Below are 23,919 nucleotides of genomic sequence, written 5' to 3'. Positions count from 1 at the left end.
CGGGATGCGGCAGGCTGACACCATGCGCCTGGCGACCTGGAACGTGAACTCGGTGAAGGCCCGCCTGCCCCGGCTGCTCGACTGGTTGGCCGGCACCGAGCCGGACGTGGTCTGCCTCCAGGAGACCAAGTGCCCCGACGGGGCCTTCCCGGTGGCCGAGGTGGGCGCCCTGGGTTACACCGTGGCCAGCCACAGCGACGGCCGGTGGAACGGGGTGGCCATCCTGTCCCGGATCGGCCTGGCCGATGTCACGGTCGGTTTTCCCGGCGAGCCGGGCTTTCCCGAGCCCGAGGCCCGAGCCATCGCCGCCACCTGCGACGGGGTCCGCGTCTGGTCGGTGTACGTGCCGAACGGACGCACTCCCGACGACCCGCACTACGCCTACAAGCTGGCCTGGCTGGCTGCCCTGCGGGACACACTGGACGCCGAGTTGACCGACGCCACGGCCCTGGCGGTCTGCGGCGACTTCAACGTGGCCCCGACCGACGACGACGTGTGGGATCCCGCCCTGTTCGCCACGTCGACCCACGTCACACCGGCCGAACGGGCCGCCTTGGCGGCGCTGCGGGACCTCGGCCTCGTCGACGTGGTGCCCACCCCGATGAAGGGGCCGCATCCGTTCACGTACTGGGACTACCGGGCCGGCATGTTCCACCAGAACAAGGGCATGCGGATCGACCTGGTGTACGCCTCGGCGCCGTTCGCCCGTACGGTTCGCTCGGCGTACGTGGACCGGGAGGCCCGCAAGGGCAAGTTGCCCTCCGATCACGCCCCCGTCGTCGTCGACGCCGACCCCACCCCGGTCGTCGAAGCCTTCTGAGGGAAACACACCCGATCCTGGTGCGAGAACCCACTTCCGACGGGCATCGCCGTACCGGGATCTGGGCACGGCTCTAGGGTGAGGGCATGGCAGTTGTGAAGATCAACGCGATCGACGTACCACCGGGCGCCGGCGAGGAACTGGAGAAGCGGTTCGCCGCACGGGCGCACGCCGTGCAGAATTCGCCCGGTTTCCTCGGTTTCGAGCTGCTGCGCCCGGTCGCCGGCGAGAGTCGATACTTCGTGTACACCCGCTGGGAGAGCGAGCAGGCCTACCAGGACTGGGCCGCCGGGCCCGCCCGCGCCGCCCACGCCGCCCCGCCCGGCGCCGAGCAGCGCCCACCGGTCGCCTCCGGCGCCACCCTGCTCGAATTCGAGGTCGTCCAGCAGGTTCCCTGAACCACGGCACGCCTGACCACCTTGTGAGGCTTGGCGTTGCTCAGGCGGGGCGGGTCGCGGTGTGGGTGGCGAAGGCGATGACGTTGTCGGCGTAGCCGGTCGGGCCACCGACCCACTGACCGCCGCAGGTGATCAGCCGCAGGCCCGGCGGGCCGTCGTGGCCGTACACCCGATCGGCCGGCAGTTGGTCCTTGGGGAAGTGTTCGACGGAGTCGACGGTGAACACCGCCACCGAACCGTCCTCCCGCTTCACCTCGACCGTGTCGCCGACACGGAGCTTGTGCAGGTCGTAGAAGACCGAGGGGCCGCTCTTGGTGTCCACGTGGCCGACGATGACGGCGGGACCGGGCTCGCCGGGCACCGGCCCCCGGTCGTACCAGCCGGTTTCCTCGTGCCGACTCAACGGCGGTACGGCGATCGTGCCGTCCGGCGCGTCGCCGACCGGCTTCACCGGCGCGGAGATGTCGACCGCCGCGACGGTGAGGCTCACCGGCCGGGGTGCGTCACGCGCGGCGGTCGCACCGCGACCCGGTGCCTCGTCGCCGCTACCGGCGGCGGTGGCCCACTCCAGCGGATCGCCGACGCTGCGCCCGAGCCCGGCACCGGTGACGAAGATCCCGAGCAGTACGAGCACCACGGCCAGCGGCAGCGACCAGGGACTCCGACCGGACCGTGTGGCCCGGCGAACCCGACCGCCGGCCGGGGGCACACCGGCGGAACCGGTCCGGCGGGCCGGGCCGGCGGAACCGCGTGCCGGGTGGCCGGTGGGCGGTCTCGCGGAGCCGCGTGTCGGATGGCCCGCGACCGGTCTCGCGGAGCCGCGTGCCGGGTGGCCGGTGGGCGGCGCGGCGGCCGGCGGTACGAAGAGATCCGGAGATGCGGCGGGGCCGGCCGGACGTCGTGCCGTGTTGCCGGCGGGTGGCACGAACACCTCGGGGCGAGGCCCGGGGCGCGGCGGGCTACCAGCCGGACGCATGCTCCGTCCGGTCCCTGTCCCCCGCGCCGAGTCGACCGGTCGGGCGGTACGGCCGGAGCCGGTGGGGCGGGGTGCTCGGGCGGCGGCCATGGCAGCTCACCGGCCGGTGCGGCGTCGCCGGGCGGCCACGGCCCAGAGGATCATCCCGCTGACGGTCAGCGCGAGCCCTCCGGGCAACAGCAGGCCGGGCGTGGTTCCGGCGCCACCGCCGAACCCGGTGGCCGGTCCCCGGCTGGGTTTGACGGTGCGTACCACCTGGAGCATCGTCGAGGCGCTCTCCCCGCCCCGGCACTCCAGCTTGACCCGGTAGCTGCCGGGCAGCACCCGGTCCTTCACCTGTGCGGTGCCGGTCAGCAGCCCGCGTTGCGGCTGTACGGCGACCCGGCCGAAGGCGTCCGAGACGGCGATGGCGCCGACGGAGTTGTCCTGGCAACTGGCCCGCAGGCCGACCAGGTGCCCCGGTTCAACCGTGCTCGGGCTGACCTCGATGAAGACGTGGGGGCCGGGCGGCTGCGGCGCAGCGATCGGCAGCGCGGCTCGCACGGCGTGGGTGGTGGCGGCCGGGCCTGCGGCCCGGGCCGGTGTCGGGGCCCCCATCAGGGCGACGGCGAGCAGCGGGGCGACGGTCGCGAGGGCGAGCGCCGGGGCCGCGAACGTGGCGACCGACAACGCCGGACGAGTGCGGGTCACTGACACGAGGCCCCCTCCCGGCGCGACAGAGCAGTCGCCGGGCGCCGCCGGACACCCGGTCTGCCGTACGGGATGATGGTCTCACCCCCGGTCGTACATCACATCCGATCCGGCATCGTGCTCGCGTAAGCTCGGTTCGCTGTGACCTCCACCGAACCGATCTCCGCAGGCGCCGCGCCGCACCCGGCGCGGGCGATCCGTACCTTCCACCCGCGACGCGGCCGAATGAGCGACCGGCAGACGACGGCGCTGCAACAGCTTTGGCCGGTGTACGGCCTACGCGTCTGCGATGCCGTGTCGTCCGATCCTGCCGTGCCGTTCGATGCTGCCGGGCTCTTCGGTCGCCGGGCTCCGCTGGTGCTGGAGATCGGGTCCGGCATGGGCGACACGACCGTCGAGATGGCCGCCGCCGACCCGGATCGAGACTATCTGGCAGTCGAGGTGCACACGCCCGGAATCGCCAACCTGCTGGACCTGCTCCACCGGCGTGAACTGGGCAATGTCCGGGTCGCCGAGGGCGACGCCGTGGAGTTGATGAAGGGACTCCCGCCGGACTCGCTGGACGCGGTGCACGTCTTCTTCCCGGACCCGTGGCCCAAGTCCCGGCACCACAAACGGCGCCTGATCCAGCCGACGCACGTCGCGTTGCTGCGCTCCCGACTGGCCGTCGGCGGCACGCTGCACTGCGCCACCGACTGGGCGGAGTACGCCGAGGCGATGCGGGTCACCCTGGACGCCGATCCGGGCCTGGTCAACCTGCACGACGGTTATGCGCCTCGGCCTGCCCACCGGCCGGTGACCCGGTTCGAACGGCGGGCGCTGCGCGTCGGCCGCCCGATCGCCGACCTGATCTACCGCCGCCGCTGACCGGCGGTGATGAGACGGTAAGGAAGGGCCCCTGCTAAACGCCGGGCGTGGTACAGGGGCCCTTGTCAACCGTCGACCCGACGAAACCGGGCACCCCGTTGGCGTCGGAGGGCATGATCCAGGCACCATGGACCGGCCATGACACTCACCGCCGCGCTGCCGAAGACCGCCGACCCCGACACCCTCTACGACGCGTTCGCCAGTTGGGCGTCCGAGCGCGGCCTTGACCTCTATCCCCATCAGGAGGAGGCGGTCATCGAGATCGTCTCCGGGGCCAACGTGATCATGAATACGCCGACCGGCTCGGGTAAGAGCCTGGTCGCGATCGCCGCGCACTTCGCCGCCCTGGCCGACGACCGGACGACCTTCTACACCGCGCCGATCAAGGCCCTGGTGTCGGAGAAGTTCTTCGCACTCTGCGAGGTCTTCGGCGCCGAGAACGTCGGCATGCTCACCGGCGACGCCAGCGTCAACGCCGACGCCCCGATCATCTGCTGCACCGCGGAGATCCTGGCCAACCTGGCGCTGCGCGAGGGCTCCCGGGCCGACGTCGGCCAGGTGATCATGGACGAGTTCCACTTCTACGCCGAGCCGGACCGGGGCTGGGCCTGGCAGGTGCCGCTGATCGAACTGCCGCAGGCGCAGTTCGTCCTGATGTCGGCCACGCTGGGCGACACCACCCGGTTCGTCGACGACCTGACCCGGCGCACCAGCCGGCCGACCGCCGTCGTCCGCTCGGCCGAGCGGCCCGTCCCGCTGATCTTCTCGTACGCGATGACGCCGCTGCACGAGACGCTGGAGGAACTGCTGGAGACCAAGCAGGCCCCGGTCTACGTCGTGCACTTCACCCAGGCCGCCGCCCTGGAGCGCGCCCAGGCGCTGATGAGCGTCAACGTCTGCACCCGCGCCGAGAAGGACATGATCGCGCAGGCGATCGGGAGCTTCCGATTCACCTCCGGCTTCGGCAAGACGCTGTCGCGGCTGGTCCGCCACGGCATCGGCGTACACCACGCCGGGATGCTGCCCAAGTACCGCCGGTTGGTGGAAACCCTGGCCCAGGCCGGACTACTCAAGGTCATCTGCGGTACGGACACCCTCGGCGTCGGCATCAACGTGCCGATCCGTACGGTGCTGTTCACCGGCCTGTCCAAGTACGACGGGGTGCGTACCCGACTGCTCAAGGCCCGCGAGTTCCACCAGATCGCCGGCCGCGCCGGCCGGGCCGGCTTCGACACCATCGGTCGGGTCGTGGTGCAGGCCCCCGAGCACGTGATCGAGAACGAGAAGGCCCTCGCCAAGGCCGGTGACGATCCGAAGAAGCGACGCAAGGTGGTGCGCAAGAAGCCGCCGGAGGGTTCCATCGGCTGGGGTGAGCCGACCTTCCAGCGGCTGGTCGAAGCCGAGCCGGAGCCGCTGACCTCCAGCTTCCAGGTCAGCCACTCGATGCTGCTCAACGTCATCGGCCGTCCCGGTGACGCGTTCGCCGCCATGCGGCACCTGCTCACCGACAACCACGAGGACGCCGCGACCCAGCGCCGGCACATCCGGCGGGCCATCGCCATCTACCGCGCGCTGCGGGCCGGTGGCGTGGTCGAGGAGTTGCCCGAGCCGGACGAGACCGGCCGGCGGGTCCGACTCACCGTCGACCTGCAACTCGACTTCGCGCTCAACCAGCCGCTGTCGCCGCTGGCCCTGGCCACCATCGAACTTCTGGACAGCGAGTCCCCGTCGTACGCCCTGGACGTGCTGAGCGTAATCGAGTCGATCCTCGACGACCCGCGCCAGGTGCTCTCCGCGCAGCAGTTCAAGGCGCGCGGCGAGGCGGTCGCCGCGATGAAGGCCGAGGGCATCGAGTACGAGGCCCGCCTCGAACTGCTCGACGAGGTGACCTGGCCCAAGCCGCTGGCCGAGTTGCTGAACAACGCGTACGAGATGTACCGGCAGGGCCACCCGTGGGTCGCCGACCACCAACTCTCCCCCAAGTCGGTGGTCCGCGACATGTACGAGCGGGCGATGACCTTCACCGAGTTCGTGCAGTTCTACGGGCTGTCCCGCTCGGAGGGCCTGGTGCTGCGGTACCTGGCCGACGCGTACAAGACGCTGCGACAGACCGTGCCCGAGGAAGCCAAGACCGACGAGCTGATCGACCTGATCGAGTGGCTCGGCGAACTGGTCCGCCAGGTCGACTCCAGCCTGATCGACGAGTGGGAGCGGCTGCGCAACCCGACCGACCTGCCGGACGTCGCCGCCGCCCTGGAGGACCGCCCCACGGCCGTGACCCGCAACGCCCGAGCCTTCCGGGTACTCGTACGCAACGCCCTGTTCCGCCGGGTCGAGTTGGCCGCGCTACGGCACTGGGACGCGCTCGGCGAACTGGACGCAGCCACCGGATGGGACGCCGACGCCTGGGCCGAGGCGCTTGAGCCCTACTTCGAGACGTACGGGGAGATCGGCACCGGGCCGAACGCCCGTGGCCCGGCACTTCTCATGATCGAGCAGGGCCGGGAACGCTGGACGGTACGGCAGATCCTCGACGACCCCGACGGCGACCACGACTGGGGTGTCAGCGCCGAGGTCGACCTGGCCGCCTCGGACGAGGCGGGCACGGCGGTCATCCGGATCACCGACGTCGGTCAGCTCTGAGGTCGGCCGGCGCCCGGCCGGAAACTTTTCAAGGGGCCACCCGGAGTGTCCGGGTGGCCCCTTATCTTCCCTGGGCGATGTCAGCTCCGTCGATTAGAATGTATGTACTAATCGAGTTCCTGACCTGGGAGGATGCTCGTGACAGCGCCCATCTCCGCCCCCCTCACGCCGTACGCCACCCTCCTCGGTTTCACCAGGTATGTCGGCCGCACCGGCCCGACCAAGGCCAACTTCGTCGGCGGTCTGCGTCGACAGCGGGCGAGCCGCTCCGGCTTCAACCCGCACGGCCAGTTCGTCAAGGCACTCAAGGCCGACATCGCCTTCCACACCGGCGGCACCCATCTCGCGCAGGTGATCGACGTGGTCAAGCCCCGGTGGCGCCCGCTCTACCAGGCGCTGGTGCCGGGCGCGACGGCCTGGCTGCACTCCCTGGGCGAGCCGCGTTCGGTGGATCTCGCCCAGACCCGCGACGCCCTCGCCCTGCTCGGCGACCTGCCCGTCAAGATCAATCCCCACTTCGGCGTACGCCATGCCGATGGCCGCGCCGAGGCGGTCCGGCTGCACTTCGACGAGACCCCGCCCAGCGACGAGGCCGCACTCGCCACCCTGCACCTGATGTCCCGGCACATGGATGCCGTGCTACCGCACGCCGAACCGATCCTGGTCGACGTACGCCGGGGCCTCACCCACCGGATGCCCGAGGGCGCCAAGTCCGACGAGATCGAACGCTGGCTCGCCGGCGAGGCCGCCGCCTTCCGCGCCATCTGGTCCGCCGCCGCCTAACCCCAACCCCCGCCGCCCCGCCGCCGCCGCCTAACCCCAACCCCGCCGCCCCGCCGTGCAACTTCGGGGAAGATGCTGCCTCCGATCGCGCCGAGGCGACATCTTCCCCGAAGTTGCACTCCGCTGCGCGTCGGTGGTGGTGGTGAAGATGCGGGAGGGAACGGGTTATCCACAGGGGGTGTCGGGACTGGGTTTCGCTCATCCAGAGTGGACGACATGGCCACTTCCGCTCGGCGCCCGCCGCAACTACGTGGGCGCGTCTTCCGAGGTTCCCGGGCCGTGGCCCGAGGGCTGCTGACCCGGGGTGAACTGCGTAGCAGGGCGTGGCGCCCGGTCTTCCGGGACGTGTACGCCGACGCCCAGCTCACCATCTCGCACCGCACCCGTTGCCAGGCTGCGGCACGCTGGCTGCTTCCGCCCGGCGCGGCAATCGCCGGGCGCAGCGCCGCAGCGCTGTTCGGTGCCGGGTTCATCGAGGACGCCGACCCGCTGGACATCCTGGTGCCCGCCGGGCAACGCTTCGGGCCGGTCGCCGGTCTCGCGGTGCACACCGCCGAGGTCGCCGGGTTCGAGGTCCTGTCGCACGCCGGGATGCCGGTCACCACGCCGCTGCGGACCTGCTGGGATCTGGCCCAATGGCTCGGTGTGGAAGAGGCCGTGGTCGTGGTGGACCGGTTGCTCGGCCGACGGCTGGTGCGCACCGACCAACTGCGGGACCTGGCACACCGTCGTCGCGGTGCCCGGGGCTGGAAGCGCATGCTTCGGGTGGCGCAGTTGGCAGACCCCGGCGCGGAGTCGGCTCAGGAGTCACGGCTGCGGGTGCGCATCGTGCTGGCCGGCGTCCCCCAGCCGGTCACCCAGTTCGTGGTGCAGCGGGACGGTAGATTCGTCGCGCGCGTCGACCTGGCCTGGCCGGAGCTGAAGATCGCGGTCGAGTACGACGGCCTCTGGCACGACAACCCGGAGCAGTTCCACCGCGACCGGCGCCGACTCAACCGCCTGCTCGGCGAGGACTGGATCGTGTTACACGTGACGGCGCAACGGCTCCGCGAAGACTTCGACGGCTTTCTCACCGAACTCCGCCAAGCAATCCGCACCCGCACCCGCTGACCCACGCCCACGCCGACCCACCGCCCCCGCCGGGCAACTTCGGGGAAGATGTCGCCTCGGCGCTATCGGAGGCCGCATTTTCCCCGAAGTTGCACACACCCTGAGGTACGGGTGGGAGGAGGAATTAGCGGGGGTTGGTTGCGGCCAGCTCGGCGATCGGTACGACCCGAGGGTCGTCGATCGGGCCAGCGATCACTCGCAGCGACGGAAGCAGGTCACCCAGCAGCTGACGGCATGGCTCACAGGGGGTGACCAGGGACCGGCCGCGGTCGCCGACCGTAACGATGGTCTCCAGTTCCCCCACCCCCTGGGTGACGGCGGCACCGAGCGCAACCACCTCGGGGCAGGCTCCTGCGGTGGTGTGCACCACGTTGACAGCGGAGACGACCCGACCGTCGGCGGTACGGGCCGCCGTGGCGAGAGTGTGGGCAGCGCTGCGACAACGCAGCTTCGCCACCGCGCTGGCGGCCTGCACCAGCGCCCGATCGGTGTCACGCATCGTCATCGGCGTCCCCGCGTTCCGCTCCCGGCTCGACGCTCAACCATAGACCGCCGCCGTCAGGGTGGAGTATGCCGACAGTGCTGGCGAGACGACGGGGTAACCCGGAGGCGGGTCGGCAGCGGGCTGCCTATCCTTGGGCACGACATGCAGAATCCAGTCTCACCTGCCGCGACCGATCCGATCCGCGCGTTGCAGCGCCGCCTCGCCCCGTTGATGTTCCGCGACCAACGCCACCTGCGGCGACGGCTGGACGGGGTGCGCAGGCTGCGTGACCCGCAGCGGCGTGAGCCGGCGTTGGCCGAGATCGCGGCCGAGGTGGCCGCGGCGGAAGATCGGCTGGAACGGCGACGGGCCGCGCTACCGAAGATCACCTTCCCGGCGGCGCTGCCGGTCAGCGAGCGCAAGGACGACATCGCCACCGCGATCCGGGACCACCAGGTGGTGATCGTGGCCGGCGAGACCGGGTCGGGCAAGACCACCCAGCTGCCGAAGATCTGCTTGGAGTTGGGGCGCGGGATCAGCGGGCTGATCGGGCACACGCAGCCCCGTCGGCTGGCCGCGCGTACGGTCGCCGACCGGATCGCCGAGGAGTTGGGCACCGAACTGGGCGACGTCGTCGGCTTCAAGGTGCGCTTCGCCGACCAGGTCAGCGAGCAGAGCCTGGTCAAACTGATGACCGACGGCATTCTGCTGGCCGAGTTGCAGACCGACCGGATGCTGCGCCAGTACGACACGCTGATCATCGACGAGGCGCACGAGCGCAGCCTCAACATCGACTTCATTCTCGGCTATCTCAAGCAGCTGCTACCCCGTCGGCCCGATCTCAAGGTGATCATCACCTCGGCGACGATCGAGACCGACCGGTTCGCCCGGCACTTCGCCGGTCCGCCGACCGACGAGCATCCCGAGGGCGTACCGGCGCCGGTGGTCGAGGTGTCCGGGCGGACGTACCCGGTCGAGGTGCGCTACCGGCCGCTGGTCGAGGTGGTGGACACCGACGAGGACAACGCCGACGAGGAGAACGTCCGCGACCAGATCCAGGCCATCGGCGACGCGGTCGAGGAACTGGCCGCCGAGGGCCCCGGCGACATCCTGGTCTTCCTCAGCGGCGAACGGGAGATCCGCGACACCGCCGACGCGCTGGGCAAGCTGGTGCAGAACAAGCGGTCGTTGCTCGGCACCGAGATCCTGCCGTTGTACGCCCGGCTGAGCGTCGCCGAGCAGCACCGGGTCTTCGCCCCGCACAGCGGCCGGCGGGTGGTGCTGGCGACGAACGTCGCGGAGACCTCGCTGACCGTGCCCGGCATCAAGTACGTGGTGGATCCCGGTACCGCCCGGATCTCCCGCTACTCGCAGCGGCTGAAGGTGCAACGGCTGCCCATCGAGGCGGTGTCGCAGGCCAGCGCGAACCAGCGCAAGGGCCGCTGCGGGCGTACCTCGGACGGCATCTGCATCCGGCTCTACGACGAGCAGGACTTCCAGTCGCGGCCCGAGTTCACCGACCCGGAGATCCTGCGTACCAATCTGGCCTCGGTCATCCTTCAGATGACCGCCATCGGTCTGGGCGACATCGCCGCCTTCCCGTTCATCGACCCGCCGGACCGCCGCAACATCACCGACGGGGTCAACCTGCTGCACGAGTTGGGTGCCCTGGACCCGACCGAGACCGACCCGGCGCGGCGGCTCACCCCGCTCGGCCGGCGGCTGGCCCAGCTTCCGGTCGACCCTCGGCTCGCGCGGATGGTGCTGGAAGGTGAGCGCAACGGCTGCGCCACCGAGGTGATGGTGATCGCCGCCGCGTTGTCGATCCAGGACCCACGCGAGCGACCGGCCGACAAACAGGCTCAGGCCGACCAGGCGCACGCCCGGTTCGCCGACAAAGAGTCCGACTTCGTGGCGTTTCTGAACCTGTGGCGATATCTGCGCGAACAGCAGCGGGAGTTGTCCTCCAGCGCGTTCCGCCGGATGTGCAAGGCCGAGTACCTCAACTACCTGCGGGTACGCGAGTGGCAGGACATCGTCAGCCAGTTGCGCCAGGTGTTGCGTACCGCCGAGTCGGACGGCCGGGGACGCGGCCGGCGAGGCGCCGACGACGCCGCTGCCGGCGGAGGTGGGCGCCGCCAGGCCGGCGCGGACCTGCCGGAGGAGATCGACACGCCGAAGGTGCACCAGTCGCTGCTGCCCGGCCTGCTGTCGCACGTCGGTCTCAAGGACGCCCAGAAACACGAGTACCTGGGTGCCCGGGGGGCGAAGTTCGGGCTGTTCCCCGGCTCGGCGCTGTTCCGCAAGCCGCCGCGCTGGGTGATGGCCGCCGAACTGGTGGAGACCTCCCGGCTCTGGGGGCGGGTTAACGGGCGGATCGAACCCGAGTGGGTCGAACCGCTGGCCCAGCACCTGGTCAAACGCAGCTACAGCGAGCCGCACTGGGAAAAGAAGCAGGCGGCGGTGATGGCGTACGAGAAGGTGACGCTCTACGGTGTACCGCTGGTCGCCTCGCGCAAGGTGAACTTCGGCCGGATCGATCCGGTGCTCAGCCGGGAACTGTTCATCCGGCACGCGCTGGTCGAGGGCGACTGGTCCACCCACCACCAGTTCTGGCGCGACAACCAGCGGCTGCGCACCGAGGTGGAGGAGTTGGAGAGTCGGGCCCGACGGCGGGACATCCTGGTCGACGACGAGACGATCTTCCAGTTCTACGACGAGCGGATTCCCGCCGAGGTGGTCTCCGGGCGGCACTTCGACACCTGGTGGAAGAAGACCCGCCGGGAGCAGCCCGACCTGCTCACCTTCACCCGTGAGCTGCTGATCAACGCCGGTCGGGGCGGGGTGGACGAGGCCGACTTCCCCGACCAGTGGCGCTCCGAAGGTGTCGAGCTGCCGTTGACGTACACGTTCGAGCCAGGCGCCCCGACCGACGGGGTGACCGTCGACATCCCGTTGCCGCTGCTCAACCAGGTGCCCGCGGAGAGCTTCGACTGGCAGGTGCCGGGCCTGCGGGAGGAACTCGTCATCGCGTTGATCCGTTCGCTGCCCAAGCCGGTGCGGCGCAACTTCGTACCAGTGCCGGACTATGCCCGCGCCGTGCTGGCTGCGATCACCCCCGGCGAGGAGCCGCTGCTGGAGGCGCTGACCCGGCAACTGCGCCGGATGACCGGGGTGACCGTGCCCCGCGAGGCCTGGGACGTCGGCAAGTTGCCGGCGCATCTGCGGGTCACCTTCCGGGTGCTCGGTGACGACGACCAGCCGGTCGCCGAGGGCAAGGACCTGCCGGCCCTGCAACGCCAACTCAAGGCCGAGGTACGTCAGGTGGTGGCCGCCGCCGCGCCGGACGTGGCCCGCACCGGGCTGACCGGCTGGGAGATCGGCACCCTGCCGCGCACCATCGAGCAGGTCCGGGCGGGGTACGCGGTGACCGCGTACCCCGCGCTGGTGGACGAGGGGACCACGGTCGGGGTACGGGTCTTCGACTCCCCGGCCGAGCAGGAGGCCGCGCACTGGGCCGGTACCCGGCGGCTGCTGCGGCTGACCGTGCCCTCACCGGCGAAGTTCCTGGCCGGACGGTTGTCCAACGAGGCGAAGCTGGCCCTGTCGCGCAACCCGCACGGCGGGGTGCAGGCGCTGATCGAGGACGCCACGGGTGCCGCGATCGACAAGCTGGTCGCCGACGCCGGCGGGCCGGCCTGGGACGCCGAGGGCTTCGCCGCGCTGCGGGACAGGGTCCGCGCCGACCTGGTGGACACCGTGATGGAGGTGATGGAGCGGGTGCGGGCGGTGCTCGCCGCCGCGTACGTGGTGCAGCAGCGCCTCGGCGCGACGAAGAACCTGGCCGTGGTCGCCGCCCTGGCCGACATCCGCAACCAGCTCACCGGGCTGGTGCACGCCGGCTTCATCACCGAGGTCGGCTATGCGCGGCTGCCCGATCTGCTGCGCTACCTGACCGCTGTCGAGCGGCGGATGGACCGGCTGCCCGGCAATCCGCCCCGGGACAAGCAGTTGCAGGACCGGATCGCGGTGGTTCAGCGGGAGTACGACGAGATGCTCGCCGCGCTTCCCCCGGCCCGCCGCGGTTCTGTCGCGGTGCGGCAGATCCGTTGGATGATCGAGGAGCTGCGGGTGAGCGTCTTCGCGCAGGCCCTGGGTACCCCGTACCCGATTTCGGAGCAGCGCATCTACCGCGCCATGGACGACGCCGAAGGGCGTTGACGCCCGCCGAGGAGTACCCGGAGCAGCACGTCCGGGCGGAGCAGCCGGGCCGGCGGGTCGATCAGGTTGACCACCCGCAGGAAGGCCGCGCCGAGCACCGCGTCGTGTGCGGCCGCGACGTGCAGTCGGGCCAGGTAGGCGTTGACGAAGCGGACTTTCAGGGTGCGCCGCCCGTTGACTCCGGGAAAGCGCAGATCGGTGCCGACGGCGATGGACCAGGGCGCGTCGATCACCCGGGCCGCCCGCCGGAAGAACCGCCGGGCCAACCGGTGGCGCCCTCGGGCGAGCAGGCGGCGCAGCAGCAACGCCTGCACGGCGGCGACGGTGATGCCCTGCCCGTAGACCGGGTTGAGGCTGCACAGCGCGTCGGCGAAGACCAGGTAGCCGTCCGGGAACCGGGGCAGCCGTTCGTAGCGACGCCGGACGCTGGCCGGGAAGCGCATCAGCACCGGCTCGTCCAACGGCTGCCCGTGCTGGACCAGTTCCCCGACCTGCGGGGCGGCCAGCGAGGTGGCGTACCGGATGAATCCGGCTTCGTCGACCGGGGGCGCCTCGCCCAGGATGCCCGCCATGGTGACCGCGAACCGCCCACCTTCCTGCGGTGCGACCACGCCGTAGCGGGGGCGTCCCGGCATCGCGTTGGAGAGTACGCCGAGTTTCTCCTCCAGTTGGCCGTCTTCCCGCCGGTAACGGCGGGTCACGTAGGTGACCCCGACCTCGACCCGCTCCTGTTCCACCGTCGGGTATCCGAGTTCGGCCAGCCAGACCGGGCTGCGGCTGGCCCGGCCACCGGCGTCGACCACGAGATCGGCGGTCAGGGTCTGTGCTCGGCCGTCGCGCGGGGCGAGTCGCACCCCGGTGACCCGGCTGCGGTCGGCCGTCGTGAGCAGCCCGGTCACCTCGCAGTCGGGCACCACGGTCACGCCGGGAAGGTTCCCGGTCCGCTCCCGGACCACCTGTTCGAGCAGCGGTCGGCTCATGCCGAAGCCGGTCAGGTCGGAGCGGGCCGCGAGCATCCGGTGGCCGTCGTTGTACCAGTGCACCTGACCGTGCAGGTCGACCGGCATGGCGCCGAGACGGTACAGCTCGGCGCCGAGTTCGGGGAACAGGCTCTCCAGGGCCTGCCGACCCCGGTCGAGCAGGACGTGGACGTGCCGGCCCTGCGGGACGCCCCGACGGTGCACCGGCTCGGTCGGCGGTGTGTCCCGGTCCAGCAGGATCACCTCGGCGAAGCTGTCCGCCAATGCCCGGGCGGCGAGCAACCCGCCCAGACTGGCTCCGACGACGACGGCGCGACCGGAGGCTGCCATGCGGGGCAGCCTATGGGTGGGCTCCGGAGCGGGGCAGCTTCGTTCGTGCTCGATTCCGGGCCGCGCTCAGGTCAGCGGCTCGACTCCGGGCGGGAGTTCGTCGGCGGCGGTGGCGGTGTGCACGTAGTCGAGCAGGATGCGCCGCAGTTCGCGCCCGGCGTGGGTGGGTACCACGTCGCGGCGGCGGGCCACCGCGATGGTGCGGCGCACCCCGGGCGGGGCCAGTCGGGTGACCCGGATGCCGGGTCGGCGGGCCACCACGATGCCGGGAACCAGGGCGACGCCCAGCCCGGCCTCGACGAAGCTGAGCACGGCGTCCATCTCGCCGCCGTCGACCGACAGGGTCGGTTCGAAGCCGGCGGCCCGACACGCCTGGAGGGTGGCGTCGCGCAGGTCGTAGCCTTCGCGGAACATCACCAGCGGCTGGTCGCGCAGGTCGGTGATGCGCAGGTCACCACCCGGGTACGCGGTCGGCAGCGGGTCGACCGAGGCGACCACCAGACTCTCGGTCAGGATCGGGTCGGCGCGCAGCCCCGGATCGGTGCCCTGGGCCGGCATGATGATCAACGCTAGGTCCAGGTCGCCGCGGAGCAGGTCGCGGACCAGGTCCTGCGAGCCGCCCTCCTCCACCCTCAGGTCGACCGTGGGGTGGGCGTCGCGGAAGCGGCGCAGCACCGGCGGCGCGAGGGAGGTGGCCAGGCTCGGGGTGGCACCGAGGCGGACCCGGCCCCGCCGCAGGCCGACCAGCTCCTGCACCTCCCGGGTGGCGGTGTCCACGTCGGCGAGGATCCGCTTGGCCAGGGGCAGCAGCACCTCACCGGCCGCAGTGAGGGTGATGTTGCCCCTTACCCGCTCGAACAGCGGGGCGCCGAGGGTGTCCTCCAGGGCGTGAATTTGCTTACTCAACGAAGGCTGGGTTATGCCGACGACGTCGGCCGCCTGGGTGAAATGTCGTACTTCAGCCACTGCGACGAAGTACTTGAGCTGATGGAGCTGCATCTACATAGCTTATGGCTATCAAGCCTGCGGTGTCGATGCATTGGACGACTGATCAAAGTGCTCCTAGCGTCGGTCGGGTGGTAGTCACGACTCGAACGCGGTCGCCCATCCGTTCCAACGTCGGCCTGAAGGCCGTCATGGCGGTGACGGGCATCTTCCTGGTGTTCTTCCTCATCGCGCACATGCTGGGCAACCTGAAGGTCTTCTCGGGCGACTCGTCGTTCAACGGGTACGCGCACTGGCTGCGCGAGGTCGGCAAGCCGGTGCTGCCGGGCGTCTGGTTCCTCTGGTTCATGCGCATCGGCCTCGTGGTCGCTGCGGTCGGGCACATCTGGGCCGCCACGGTGCTGGCCCTGCGCGCCCGCGCCGCCCGCCCGGTGCGCTACGCCCACCGCAAGAAGGTCCGGGGCAGCTATGCCGCCCGCACCATGCGCTGGGGCGGCGTGATCATCCTGCTCTTCGTGATCTACCACCTGTTGGACCTGACCACCGGCACGCTGAATCCGGTCGGCGACCCGTCCCGGCCGTACGCCAACGTGGTCGCCGGCTTCGCGCCGGAGCGCTGGTACGTCACGCTCTTCTACACCCTGGCGGTCGTCACGCTCGGCTTCCACCTGCGGCACGGCTTGTTCAGTGCGCTGCGCAGCCTGGGCCAGCAGACCCCGCGCGGCGAGCAGCGGGCGCGGGCGGTGGCGCTGGTCTTCGCCGTGGCGCTCGTCGCCGGCTACCTCGTGGTCCCGTTCGCCGTACTCACCGGATTGGTGTCCTGACCATGGATCTGTACATCGAGGGCGACCCGGTCGCCGACACCCGGGCTCCCGACGGCCCGATCGAGAGCCGCTGGGAGCGCCGTCGGTTCGAGGCCAAGCTGGTGAACCCGGCCAACCGGCGCAAGATGACGGTGATCGTGGTCGGCACCGGCCTGGCCGGCGGTTCGGCCGCCGCCACGCTGGCCGAGCAGGGCTACCGGGTCAAGTCGTACTGCTACCAGGACAGCCCGCGCCGGGCGCACTCGATCGCCGCGCAGGGTGGCATCAACGCCGCCAAGAACTACCGCAACGACGGCGACTCGGTGCACCGGCTCTTCTACGACACGGTCAAGGGCGGCGACTTCCGCTCCCGGGAGTCGAACGTGCACCGGCTGGCCGAGGTCTCGGCGAACATCATCGACCAGTGTGTCGCACAGGGCGTGCCGTTCGCCCGCGAGTACGGCGGCCTGCTCGACACCCGCTCGTTCGGCGGCGCCCAGGTGCAGCGCACCTTCTACGCCCGGGGCCAGACGGGCCAGCAGCTGCTGCTCGGCGCGTACCAGGCGTTGGAGCGGCAGATCGGCCTGGGCAACGTGGAGATGAACTCCCGGCACGAGATGCTGGAGCTGATCGTCGTCGACGGCAAGGCCCGGGGCATCGTGGTCCGGGACCTGGTCACCGGCGAGATCACCAGCGAGTTCGCCGACGCGGTGGTGCTCGCCTCCGGCGGCTACGGCAACGTCTTCTACCTCTCCACCAACGCCAAGGGCTGCAACGTCACCGCCACCTGGCGGGCGCACCGCAAGGGCGCGTACTTCGCCAACCCCTGCTACACCCAGATCCACCCGACCTGCATCCCGGTCTCCGGCGACCACCAGTCGAAGCTGACTCTGATGAGTGAGTCGCTGCGCAACGACGGCCGGGTCTGGGTACCGAAGGCCAAGGGCGACGACCGCGCGCCACGGGACATCCCCGAGGACGAGCGGGACTACTACCTGGAGCGGATCTACCCGTCCTTCGGCAACCTGGTGCCCCGGGACATCGCCTCGCGGGCCGCGAAGAACGTCTGCGACGAGGGGCGCGGCGTGGGCCCGACCAAGCTCGGCGTCTACCTCGACTTCGCCGACGCCATCGACCGGCTCGGCCGCAAGGCCATCGAGGCCAAGTACGGCAACCTCTTCGAGATGTACGAGCGGATCACCGGTGAGGACCCGTACCAGGTCCCGATGCGGATCTACCCCGCCGTGCACTACACGATGGGTGGCCTCTGGGTCGACTACGACCTCCAGTCCACCATCCCCGGCCTGTTCGTGATCGGCGAGGCGAACTTCTCCGACCACGGCGCGAACCGGCTCGGCGCCTCGGCGCTGATGCAGGGGCTGGCCGACGGGTACTTCGTGCTGCCCAACACGATTGCCAACTACCTGGCCGCCGGCCCGTTCGAGCAGATCGACGGCAGCCACCCGGCCGCGATCGAGGCGCGCCGTGACGTGGAGGACCGGCTCCAGCGGCTGCTCGCCGTCAACGGCGACCGCACGGTGGACTCGTTCCACCGCGAGCTGGGCCAGATCATGTGGGAACACTGCGGCATGGAGCGCTCCGACGCCGGGCTGCGCAAGGCGATCGACGAGATCCGCGCGCTGCGCGAGCAGTTCTGGCAGCGGGTGCGGATCGTCGGCGACGCCGACGGGCTCAACCAGTCGCTGGAGAAGGCCGGCCGGGTGGCCGACTTCTTCGAGCTGGCCGAGCTGATGTGCATCGACGCCCTGCACCGCGAGGAGTCCTGCGGCGGCCACTTCCGGGCCGAGCACCAGACCCCCGACGGCGAGGCGCAGCGCGACGACGACAACTTCGCCTACGTCGCCGCCTGGGAGTTCACCGCCACCGGCGAGCCCTCGGTGCTGCACAAGGAAGACCTGAAGTTCGAATACGTCCACCCCACGCAGCGGAGCTACAAGTGAATCTGACCCTGCGCATCTGGCGCCAGTCCGGTCCCCAGGACAAGGGTCGGATGGTGACCTATCAGGTCGAGGACGTCTCCCCGGACATGTCGTTCCTGGAGATGCTCGACGTGCTCAACGAGCGGCTCATCCTCGCCGGCGAGGAGCCGGTCGCCTTCGACCACGACTGCCGTGAGGGCATCTGCGGCATGTGCGGCCTGATGATCAACGGCAACGCGCACGGGCCGCAGCGCGGCACCACCGCCTGCCAGCTGCACATGCGGCAGTTCAAAGACGGTGACACGATCGACATCGAGCCGTGGCGGGCCCGCGCCTTCCCGGTCATCAAGGACCTGGTGGTCAACCGCAACGCCTTCGACAAGATCATCGCGGCTGGCGGGTACATCACCGCGCCCACCGGCAGCGCGCCCGAGGCCCACTCGGTGCCGGTGGCCAAGGCCAACGCCGACGCCGCCTTCGAGTCGGCCGCCTGCATCGGCTGCGGCGCCTGTGTGGCGGCCTGCCCGAACGGCTCCGGCATGCTGTTCACCGCCGCCAAGGTCACCCAGCTGGGGCTGCTGCCGCAGGGCCAGCCGGAGCGCTACACCCGGGTCATCGGCATGGTCGATGCGCACGACGAGGCCGGCTTCGGCGGCTGCACCAACGCCGGCGAGTGCACCGCCGTCTGCCCCAAGGGCATCCCGCTGTCCACCATCGGCCGCCTCAACCGCGACTACCTGACCGCCAGTTCCAAGCGAGGCGACACCCCCGGCACCTGACCCACCGTGGACGGCCGCCTCCGCCATTTGCGGGCGGAGGCGGCCGTCGCGCGTCCGGACCACCGCCCCAAGCCACCGCGTCCGCCGGGTGCCGGGACAGGCACGCTGCGCCGCTTGGACGCTGTCGAGCTGAGCCGCTTGCGCCATCGGGCTCCATCACTGTCGTCGACTCCGCCCGGCGCACCTCCTGCCGGACGCCCATCGTCGATCAAGAGGTTTGCGTCTGCGATCGCCGGATACTCCTTCTCGACCACCTCCCTTGATCCGCTCCGGGATGACCACCCACCGCGGTAACCCCGGCACCGCCGGCTCGGCGCCGCCTCGACCGGTCCAGGTGAGCCGGCCGGTTGAAGCCCGCCGGTGGGGGTAGCAGTCCGCTATGCGGACGACGAGGAGGCGGGCATGCGGGCGCTGACGTGGCAGGGCAAGCGGGACGTACGGGTCGAGGAGGTCCCGGACCCGCGCATCGAGGAACCGGCCGACGCGATCGTACGGATCACCTCCACCGCGATCTGCGGCTCGGACCTGCACCTCTACGAGGTGCTCGGGCCGTACCTCAAGCCGGGCGACGTGCTGGGGCACGAGCCGATGGGCATCGTCGAGGAGGTCGGCGCGGGGGTGACCCGGCTCAAGCCCGGCGACCGGGTGGTGGTGCCGTTCAACATCGCCTGCGGCTCATGCTGGATGTGCTCCCGACAGTTGTACGCGCAGTGCGAGACCACCCAGGTCACCGCCGAGGGCAAGGGCGCCGCACTGTTCGGCTACACCTCCCTGTACGGCTCCATGCCCGGCGGCCAGGCCGAGTACCTGCGGGTGCCGCACGCCGAGTTCGGGCCGATCAAGGTTCCGGAGACCGGCCCGGACGAGCGGTGGCTCTACCTGTCCGACATCCTGCCCACCGCCTGGCAGGCCGTGAAGTACGCCGACACCCCGCGCGGCGGCACCCTGGCCGTGTTCGGCCTCGGCCCGGTGGGCCAGCTCTGTGCCCGGGTCGGCCGGCACCTCGGCGCCGAGCGGGTGATCGGCCTCGACCTGGTGCCGGAGCGGCTGGCGATGGCCCGTCGGCACGGCATCGAGGTGCTCGACGTCAGCCAACTCGACGACGTACCCGGTGCGTTGATCGACCTGGTGGACGGGCGTGGGCCGGACGCGGTGATCGATGCCGTCGGCATGGAGGCGCACGGCGCACCGCTGGGCAAGATCGCCCAGACCGCCGCCGGGTTGCTCCCGGACAAGCTGGCCGGGCCGATGATCGACAAGGTCGGGGTGGACCGGCTCGTCGTGCTCAAGGCCGCGATGAAGGCCGCCCGGCGTGGTGGCACCGTCTCCATCTCCGGGGTGTACGGCGGCGAGGTGGATCCGTTGCCGCTGATGGAGATGTTCGACCGGGGCATCCAGGTACGGATGGGCCAGTGTCACGTCCGACGCTGGACCGACGAGATCATCCCGCTGCTCGCCGCCGACGGTGATCCGCTCGGCGTGGAGGACCTGCGGACCCACCGGCTGCCGCTGACGCAGGCGCCGCAGGCGTACGAGATGTTCCAGCGCAAGGAGGACGGCTGCGTCAAGGTCGTGCTCGCCCCGTGAGCGCATCGGCGGTGGCGCACCGGCAGCGGGCCCATTCGTACCGTCGCAGTGACGGCGGCTGAAGCGGACAGCGACGGCTAACGTGGACGCCGGGATCAGCGGAGGGGGAGCCATGCGGGCGTCACAGGAGCCGACCGGGCAGCGGACCGGACGACGGCTCAGTGGATCGATGGCGGGGCTCGCGGCCCTGGCCGGGTTGGCCGGTCTGGCCTGGGCGGCCCGGGACGTGCCGGCCGCGCTCGGTGGTCGGCTGGCCGGTGTCCGGGCAGCCCGGGCGGCCCGGTCGCCGCAGTTCCGCGACGGTGTCTTCCACAACCGGCCGGGCACCCCGATCACGGCCCCCGCACCGGACCGCAACCTGATCCGCGAGCTGCTCCTCGGTAAGCAGAAGCGACGGCCGAACGCCCCCGTGCCGCTGGTCCGGCCGGTCGCCGAGACGTCGATCGACCCGGCACGCGAGCTGAACGTGATCTGGTACGGCCACGCCACCACGCTGATCGAGATCGAGGGACGGCGGGTGCTGCTCGACCCGGTGTGGAGCGAGCGGTGCTCGCCGTCGTCGTCGCTCGGCCCACGCCGACTACACGAACCGCCGGTACGCCTGGACGAACTACCCCGCCTCGACGCGATCCTGATCTCCCACGACCATTACGACCACCTCGACATGACCACGGTGCGCGCACTGACGGCGCGCCAGTCTGCGCCGTTCCTGGTGCCGTTGGGCGTCGGCGCCCATCTCGACCGGTGGGAAGTGCCGGCCGACCGGATCGTCGAACTGGACTGGGCGCAGACCCACCGGCTGGCCGGTCTGGACATCACCTGCACCGCCGCCCAGCACTTCTCCGGCCGGGGGCTGCGCCGCAACGGCACCCTGTGGAGTTCCTGGGCGGTGGCCGGTCGGCAGCGCAAGGTCTACTACACCGGCGACTCCGGCTACTTCGCCGGCTACGCCGAGATCGGTGCCGCACACGGCCCGTTCGACGTGACGCTCATGCAGATCGGCGCGTACGACCGGGCCTGGCCGAGCATCCACATGTTTCCGGAGGAGGCGGTCGAAGCCCACGTCGATCTGCGCGGTGGGCTGTTCGTACCGGTGCACTGGGCGACGTTCAACCTCGCGTTGCACGACTGGTCCGAGCCGGTGGACCGGCTCTGGGCCGAGGCCAAGGCACGCGACGTCCGGCTGGCCGTGCCGCGCCCGGGCGAGCGGGTGGTGGTCGACGATCCGCCGCCGGTCGACGGCTGGTGGCAGGCGATCGCCTGAGACTCACCACGATCGGGGCGATAATTCCTCCTTCTGCGCAAATTGGCTAATCTGTTCGCGGATCGGTCGGCGTTCGGAGGAGAAGCATGCAGGTTCGCCGCTACGCGGGTGTCGCGGTTCCGCAGGCGAGTCTGGACCTTGTCATCGTCGGCTGCGGAGGCCATGGCCGGGAGATCGCCCAACTGGTGGCGGCGGTCAACGAGGCGGTCGGTCGGCTGGCCTGGCGGCCGGTCGGCTTCGTCGACGACGCCCCGTCGGAAGTCAACCGTAAGCGGGCGGAGGCGACCGGCCTGCCGTACCTCGGCACCCTCGCCGCTCTCAAGGACCTGCCTCCGCAGACCCACGTCACGCTCGCCCTGGGCGACCCGCGGGTCCGGCGGACCGTGGCCACCCGGATCGACGCGTTCGGCCTGCCCGTGGCGAGTCTCGTGCACCCGGACGCCACCGTCGGTGCCGACCTCGTCTGCGCCGAGGGCCTGGTGGTGTTCGCCGGGGCACGGATCACCACCAACGTCACCGCCGGACGGCACCTGCACGTCAACCAGAACGCCACCCTCGCCCACGACTGTGTGGTCGGCGACCATGTGTCGCTGCACCCGCTCGCCGCCGTCTCCGGCGACTGTCGTCTCGGTACCGCCGCGCTGATCGGAGCGGGCGCCGTGGTGCTGCCCGGACTGCGCGTCGGTGCCGGCGCGACGGTCGGTGCCGGCGCCTGCGTGGTCCGCGACGTGCCGCCCGACGTCGTCGTCAAGGGCGTACCGGCTCGTTGAGTCCCGCCCTCAGAGCACGAACGCGTCGGTCCACAGTGCGCCGGAGCGGCCGGAGAGGGAGTCGAGCATCGCCACCGCCTGCCCGTCGGTCAGTTGGGCCACGAAGTCCACGATCGCGCGGCCCCGGGCCTTGCCGATCCGGTCCGGGGTACGCGGATGCAGTTCCGCCTCGGCCAACTCGACCAGGTCGTGCAGGCGTCGAGGCAGCCGGGACTCCTCCTCCGGGTCGAGCAGCCATTCCAGCAGCGCCTCGACCAGGGTGCCGAGCAGCCGGGCCTGGCCGCGCTGGTGCAACGCCAGGTCGGGGCGGGCCAGCACGAACCGGTGGTGCACGAACTTGAGCACCTGCACCTCGTGCCACTGCGCTGCGGCGAGCAGCACGTGCCCGGAGCGCAGGGACGGCTTCTCGGTGAGGGTGATCGCGTCGACGAACCGGGTGGTCCACCGGGCGGAGAAGCGGGCCACGTACTGTTCCGCCTCGATCGAGCCGTCGAACGGCACGGCGAGCAGCCCGTCGACCAGTTCCTCCCGGACGTGTTCGACGGCCGAGGCGAAGGCGTCGTCGTCAGCGACCCAGCCGTCCTTGCGGTGCAGCTGCCGGCGCAGTCGCTCGATCGCCGCACCGGGCCGGCGGGCCGAGGTGGCCAGCGCCGCGTCGGTGATGGCCCGCAGATGACCACCCTCGCGCTGCCAGGCCATCAGCTCGGCGGCCACCGCGCCCTGTTGGAGCACCCCGACCCGGTAGAAGTCCTCCACGTCATGGATGGCGTACGCGATGTCGTCGGCGATGTCCATCACCGACGCCTCGACGGTCTGCTGCCAGTCGGCGATCCGCCCGACGAACGGCGCCCGAGCCTGCCGCAGGTCGTCCAGCTCGGTGCGGTACGCCCCGAACTTCGCCGAGCCGCTGTCCGGGTCGTCGGGCGGTGGGCTGGCCCCGCGCGGCGGCGGGTCCATCAGCCGCGGATGCGGGTCGGGGTGGTCGAGCCGGGTCCACGGGTACTTCAGCATCGCCGCCCGCACCGCCGCGGTCAGGTCCAGGCCGGTGGTCGCCGCGCCACGGATCTCGGTCGAGGTGACGATCCGGTACGACTGGGCGTTGCCCTCGAATCCGTCGGGCAGGCCGAGCCGGTGCCGGGCCAACCGGTCCAGCACCCGCTCCCCCAGGTGGCCGAAGGGCGGATGGCCGAGGTCGTGGGCGAGCGCGGCGCCCTCCACCACGTCCGGGTCGCAGCCGCCCAGCTTCTCCGCCAGGTCGCGCTGCCACCCGTCGGCGGTGAGGTGCTCGGCGATCGCCCGGGCCACCTGGGCGACCTTGAGGCTGTGGGTGAGCCGGTTGTGCACCAGCAGCCCGGATCCGCCCGGGCTCACCACCTGGGTGACTCCGCCCAGTCGGGCGAAGAACGGCGAGCTGACGATGCGGTCCCGATCGGCCCGGAACGGGCTGGTCGCCAGGTCGCCGAGGGCACGCGCGCTGCCGCCGAACAGTCGCCGCGCCCGAGGCTCCACAGGTGCTTCCATGATCGCCA

19 protein-coding genes are annotated in these 23,919 nt (G+C 71.0%); 13 read left to right on the top strand and 6 right to left on the bottom strand.

What is annotated here, in order from left to right; translation table 11 throughout:
- The first annotated feature begins 22 nt into the window (after positions 1-22).
- Positions 23-820: an exodeoxyribonuclease III gene (locus AB0M35_RS13025; protein ID WP_363745213.1), complete on the top strand. Its 798-nt coding sequence runs from the start codon at positions 23-25 to the stop codon at positions 818-820.
- An 86-nt stretch (positions 821-906) separates the two neighbouring features.
- Positions 907-1,218 carry an antibiotic biosynthesis monooxygenase gene (locus tag AB0M35_RS13020; RefSeq protein WP_363744777.1) on the top strand — a complete coding sequence of 104 codons (312 nt, stop codon included), beginning with the start codon at positions 907-909 and terminating at the stop codon, positions 1,216-1,218.
- Positions 1,219-1,258: 40 nt separating this feature from the next.
- On the opposite strand, the gene AB0M35_RS13015 is transcribed toward AB0M35_RS13020, so the two are convergent.
- Together AB0M35_RS13015 and AB0M35_RS13010 are read right to left on the bottom strand one after the other, a co-directional pair.
- Positions 1,259-1,927 (bottom strand): class F sortase, encoded by a 669-nt coding sequence (locus AB0M35_RS13015; protein WP_363744775.1) that lies wholly within the window; start codon positions 1,925-1,927, stop codon positions 1,259-1,261.
- A gap of 363 nt (positions 1,928-2,290) precedes the next feature.
- Entirely contained in the window at positions 2,291-2,884 is a 594-nt protein-coding gene (locus AB0M35_RS13010) for a hypothetical protein (RefSeq protein WP_363745211.1), read from the bottom strand.
- A 225-nt stretch (positions 2,885-3,109) separates the two neighbouring features.
- Between AB0M35_RS13010 and trmB the strand changes: the two genes are divergently transcribed.
- The 4 genes from trmB to AB0M35_RS12990 all read left to right on the top strand — a co-directional run bounded on the left by trmB (position 3,110) and on the right by AB0M35_RS12990 (position 8,287).
- Positions 3,110-3,751: a tRNA (guanosine(46)-N7)-methyltransferase TrmB gene (trmB, locus tag AB0M35_RS13005; protein WP_363745209.1), complete on the top strand. Its 642-nt coding sequence runs from the start codon at positions 3,110-3,112 to the stop codon at positions 3,749-3,751.
- Positions 3,752-3,889: 138 nt separating this feature from the next.
- Positions 3,890-6,394, top strand: coding sequence for a DUF3516 domain-containing protein (locus AB0M35_RS13000; protein ID WP_363744773.1), 2,505 nt, complete (start codon positions 3,890-3,892; stop codon positions 6,392-6,394).
- A 138-nt stretch (positions 6,395-6,532) separates the two neighbouring features.
- A complete protein-coding gene (locus AB0M35_RS12995) occupies positions 6,533-7,177 on the top strand; it encodes a hypothetical protein (RefSeq protein ID WP_363744771.1) in 645 nt (214 codons plus the stop codon).
- Between the two features lie 216 nt (positions 7,178-7,393).
- On the top strand, positions 7,394-8,287 hold the full coding sequence (locus AB0M35_RS12990; RefSeq protein WP_363744769.1) for a hypothetical protein: 894 nt from the start codon (positions 7,394-7,396) through the stop codon (positions 8,285-8,287).
- Positions 8,288-8,411: 124 nt separating this feature from the next.
- On the opposite strand, the gene AB0M35_RS12985 is transcribed toward AB0M35_RS12990, so the two are convergent.
- Entirely contained in the window at positions 8,412-8,792 is a 381-nt protein-coding gene (locus tag AB0M35_RS12985) for a cytidine deaminase (RefSeq protein ID WP_363744767.1), read from the bottom strand.
- 141 nt (positions 8,793-8,933) lie between these two features.
- Between AB0M35_RS12985 and hrpA the strand changes: the two genes are divergently transcribed.
- A complete protein-coding gene (gene hrpA, locus AB0M35_RS12980; protein WP_363744766.1) occupies positions 8,934-12,992 on the top strand; it encodes an ATP-dependent RNA helicase HrpA in 4,059 nt (1,352 codons plus the stop codon).
- Here the strand turns inward: hrpA and AB0M35_RS12975 are convergent.
- Both AB0M35_RS12975 and AB0M35_RS12970 read right to left on the bottom strand, forming a co-directional pair.
- On the bottom strand, positions 12,959-14,302 hold the full coding sequence (locus AB0M35_RS12975; RefSeq protein WP_363744764.1) for an FAD-dependent monooxygenase: 1,344 nt from the start codon (positions 14,300-14,302) through the stop codon (positions 12,959-12,961). The two genes, hrpA and AB0M35_RS12975, sit on opposite strands and share 34 nt — an antisense overlap.
- Positions 14,303-14,368: 66 nt before the next feature.
- Positions 14,369-15,301 (bottom strand): LysR family transcriptional regulator, encoded by a 933-nt coding sequence (locus tag AB0M35_RS12970; RefSeq protein WP_363744763.1) that lies wholly within the window; start codon positions 15,299-15,301, stop codon positions 14,369-14,371.
- A 77-nt stretch (positions 15,302-15,378) separates the two neighbouring features.
- Between AB0M35_RS12970 and AB0M35_RS12965 the strand changes: the two genes are divergently transcribed.
- The 6 genes from AB0M35_RS12965 (at position 15,379) to AB0M35_RS12940 (ending at position 22,390) form a co-directional block, all read left to right on the top strand.
- Positions 15,379-16,071 (top strand): succinate dehydrogenase cytochrome b subunit, encoded by a 693-nt coding sequence (locus AB0M35_RS12965; RefSeq protein ID WP_363744761.1) that lies wholly within the window; start codon positions 15,379-15,381, stop codon positions 16,069-16,071.
- A 2-nt stretch (positions 16,072-16,073) separates the two neighbouring features.
- The gene (locus AB0M35_RS12960) at positions 16,074-18,011 is read left to right on the top strand and encodes a fumarate reductase/succinate dehydrogenase flavoprotein subunit (RefSeq protein ID WP_363744759.1); all 1,938 of its coding nucleotides are present in this window, start codon (positions 16,074-16,076) and stop codon (positions 18,009-18,011) included.
- Positions 18,008-18,769 carry a succinate dehydrogenase/fumarate reductase iron-sulfur subunit gene (locus AB0M35_RS12955; protein WP_363744757.1) on the top strand — a complete coding sequence of 254 codons (762 nt, stop codon included), beginning with the start codon at positions 18,008-18,010 and terminating at the stop codon, positions 18,767-18,769. The genes AB0M35_RS12960 and AB0M35_RS12955 overlap by 4 nt, the downstream gene beginning before the upstream one ends.
- A 402-nt stretch (positions 18,770-19,171) precedes the next feature.
- A complete protein-coding gene (locus AB0M35_RS12950) occupies positions 19,172-20,356 on the top strand; it encodes a zinc-dependent alcohol dehydrogenase (RefSeq protein ID WP_363744755.1) in 1,185 nt (394 codons plus the stop codon).
- A 112-nt stretch (positions 20,357-20,468) separates the two neighbouring features.
- Positions 20,469-21,620 carry an MBL fold metallo-hydrolase gene (locus AB0M35_RS12945; RefSeq protein WP_363744753.1) on the top strand — a complete coding sequence of 384 codons (1,152 nt, stop codon included), beginning with the start codon at positions 20,469-20,471 and terminating at the stop codon, positions 21,618-21,620.
- A gap of 86 nt (positions 21,621-21,706) precedes the next feature.
- Positions 21,707-22,390, top strand: a complete 684-nt coding sequence (locus AB0M35_RS12940; RefSeq protein WP_363744751.1) for a NeuD/PglB/VioB family sugar acetyltransferase — start codon at positions 21,707-21,709, stop codon at positions 22,388-22,390.
- A gap of 9 nt (positions 22,391-22,399) precedes the next feature.
- Here AB0M35_RS12940 and dgt read toward each other — a convergent pair whose 3' ends face one another.
- A complete protein-coding gene (dgt, locus tag AB0M35_RS12935) occupies positions 22,400-23,911 on the bottom strand; it encodes a dGTP triphosphohydrolase (RefSeq protein WP_363744749.1) in 1,512 nt (503 codons plus the stop codon).
- Positions 23,912-23,919 lie beyond the last annotated feature (8 nt).

The sequence above is a fragment of the Micromonospora sp. NPDC051196 genome, assembly GCF_040682415.1.
GTDB lineage: Bacteria > Actinomycetota > Actinomycetes > Mycobacteriales > Micromonosporaceae > Micromonospora.
Note: the sequence above shows the minus strand (reverse complement) of the source record. Positions and strands in the feature narration are given on the sequence as shown.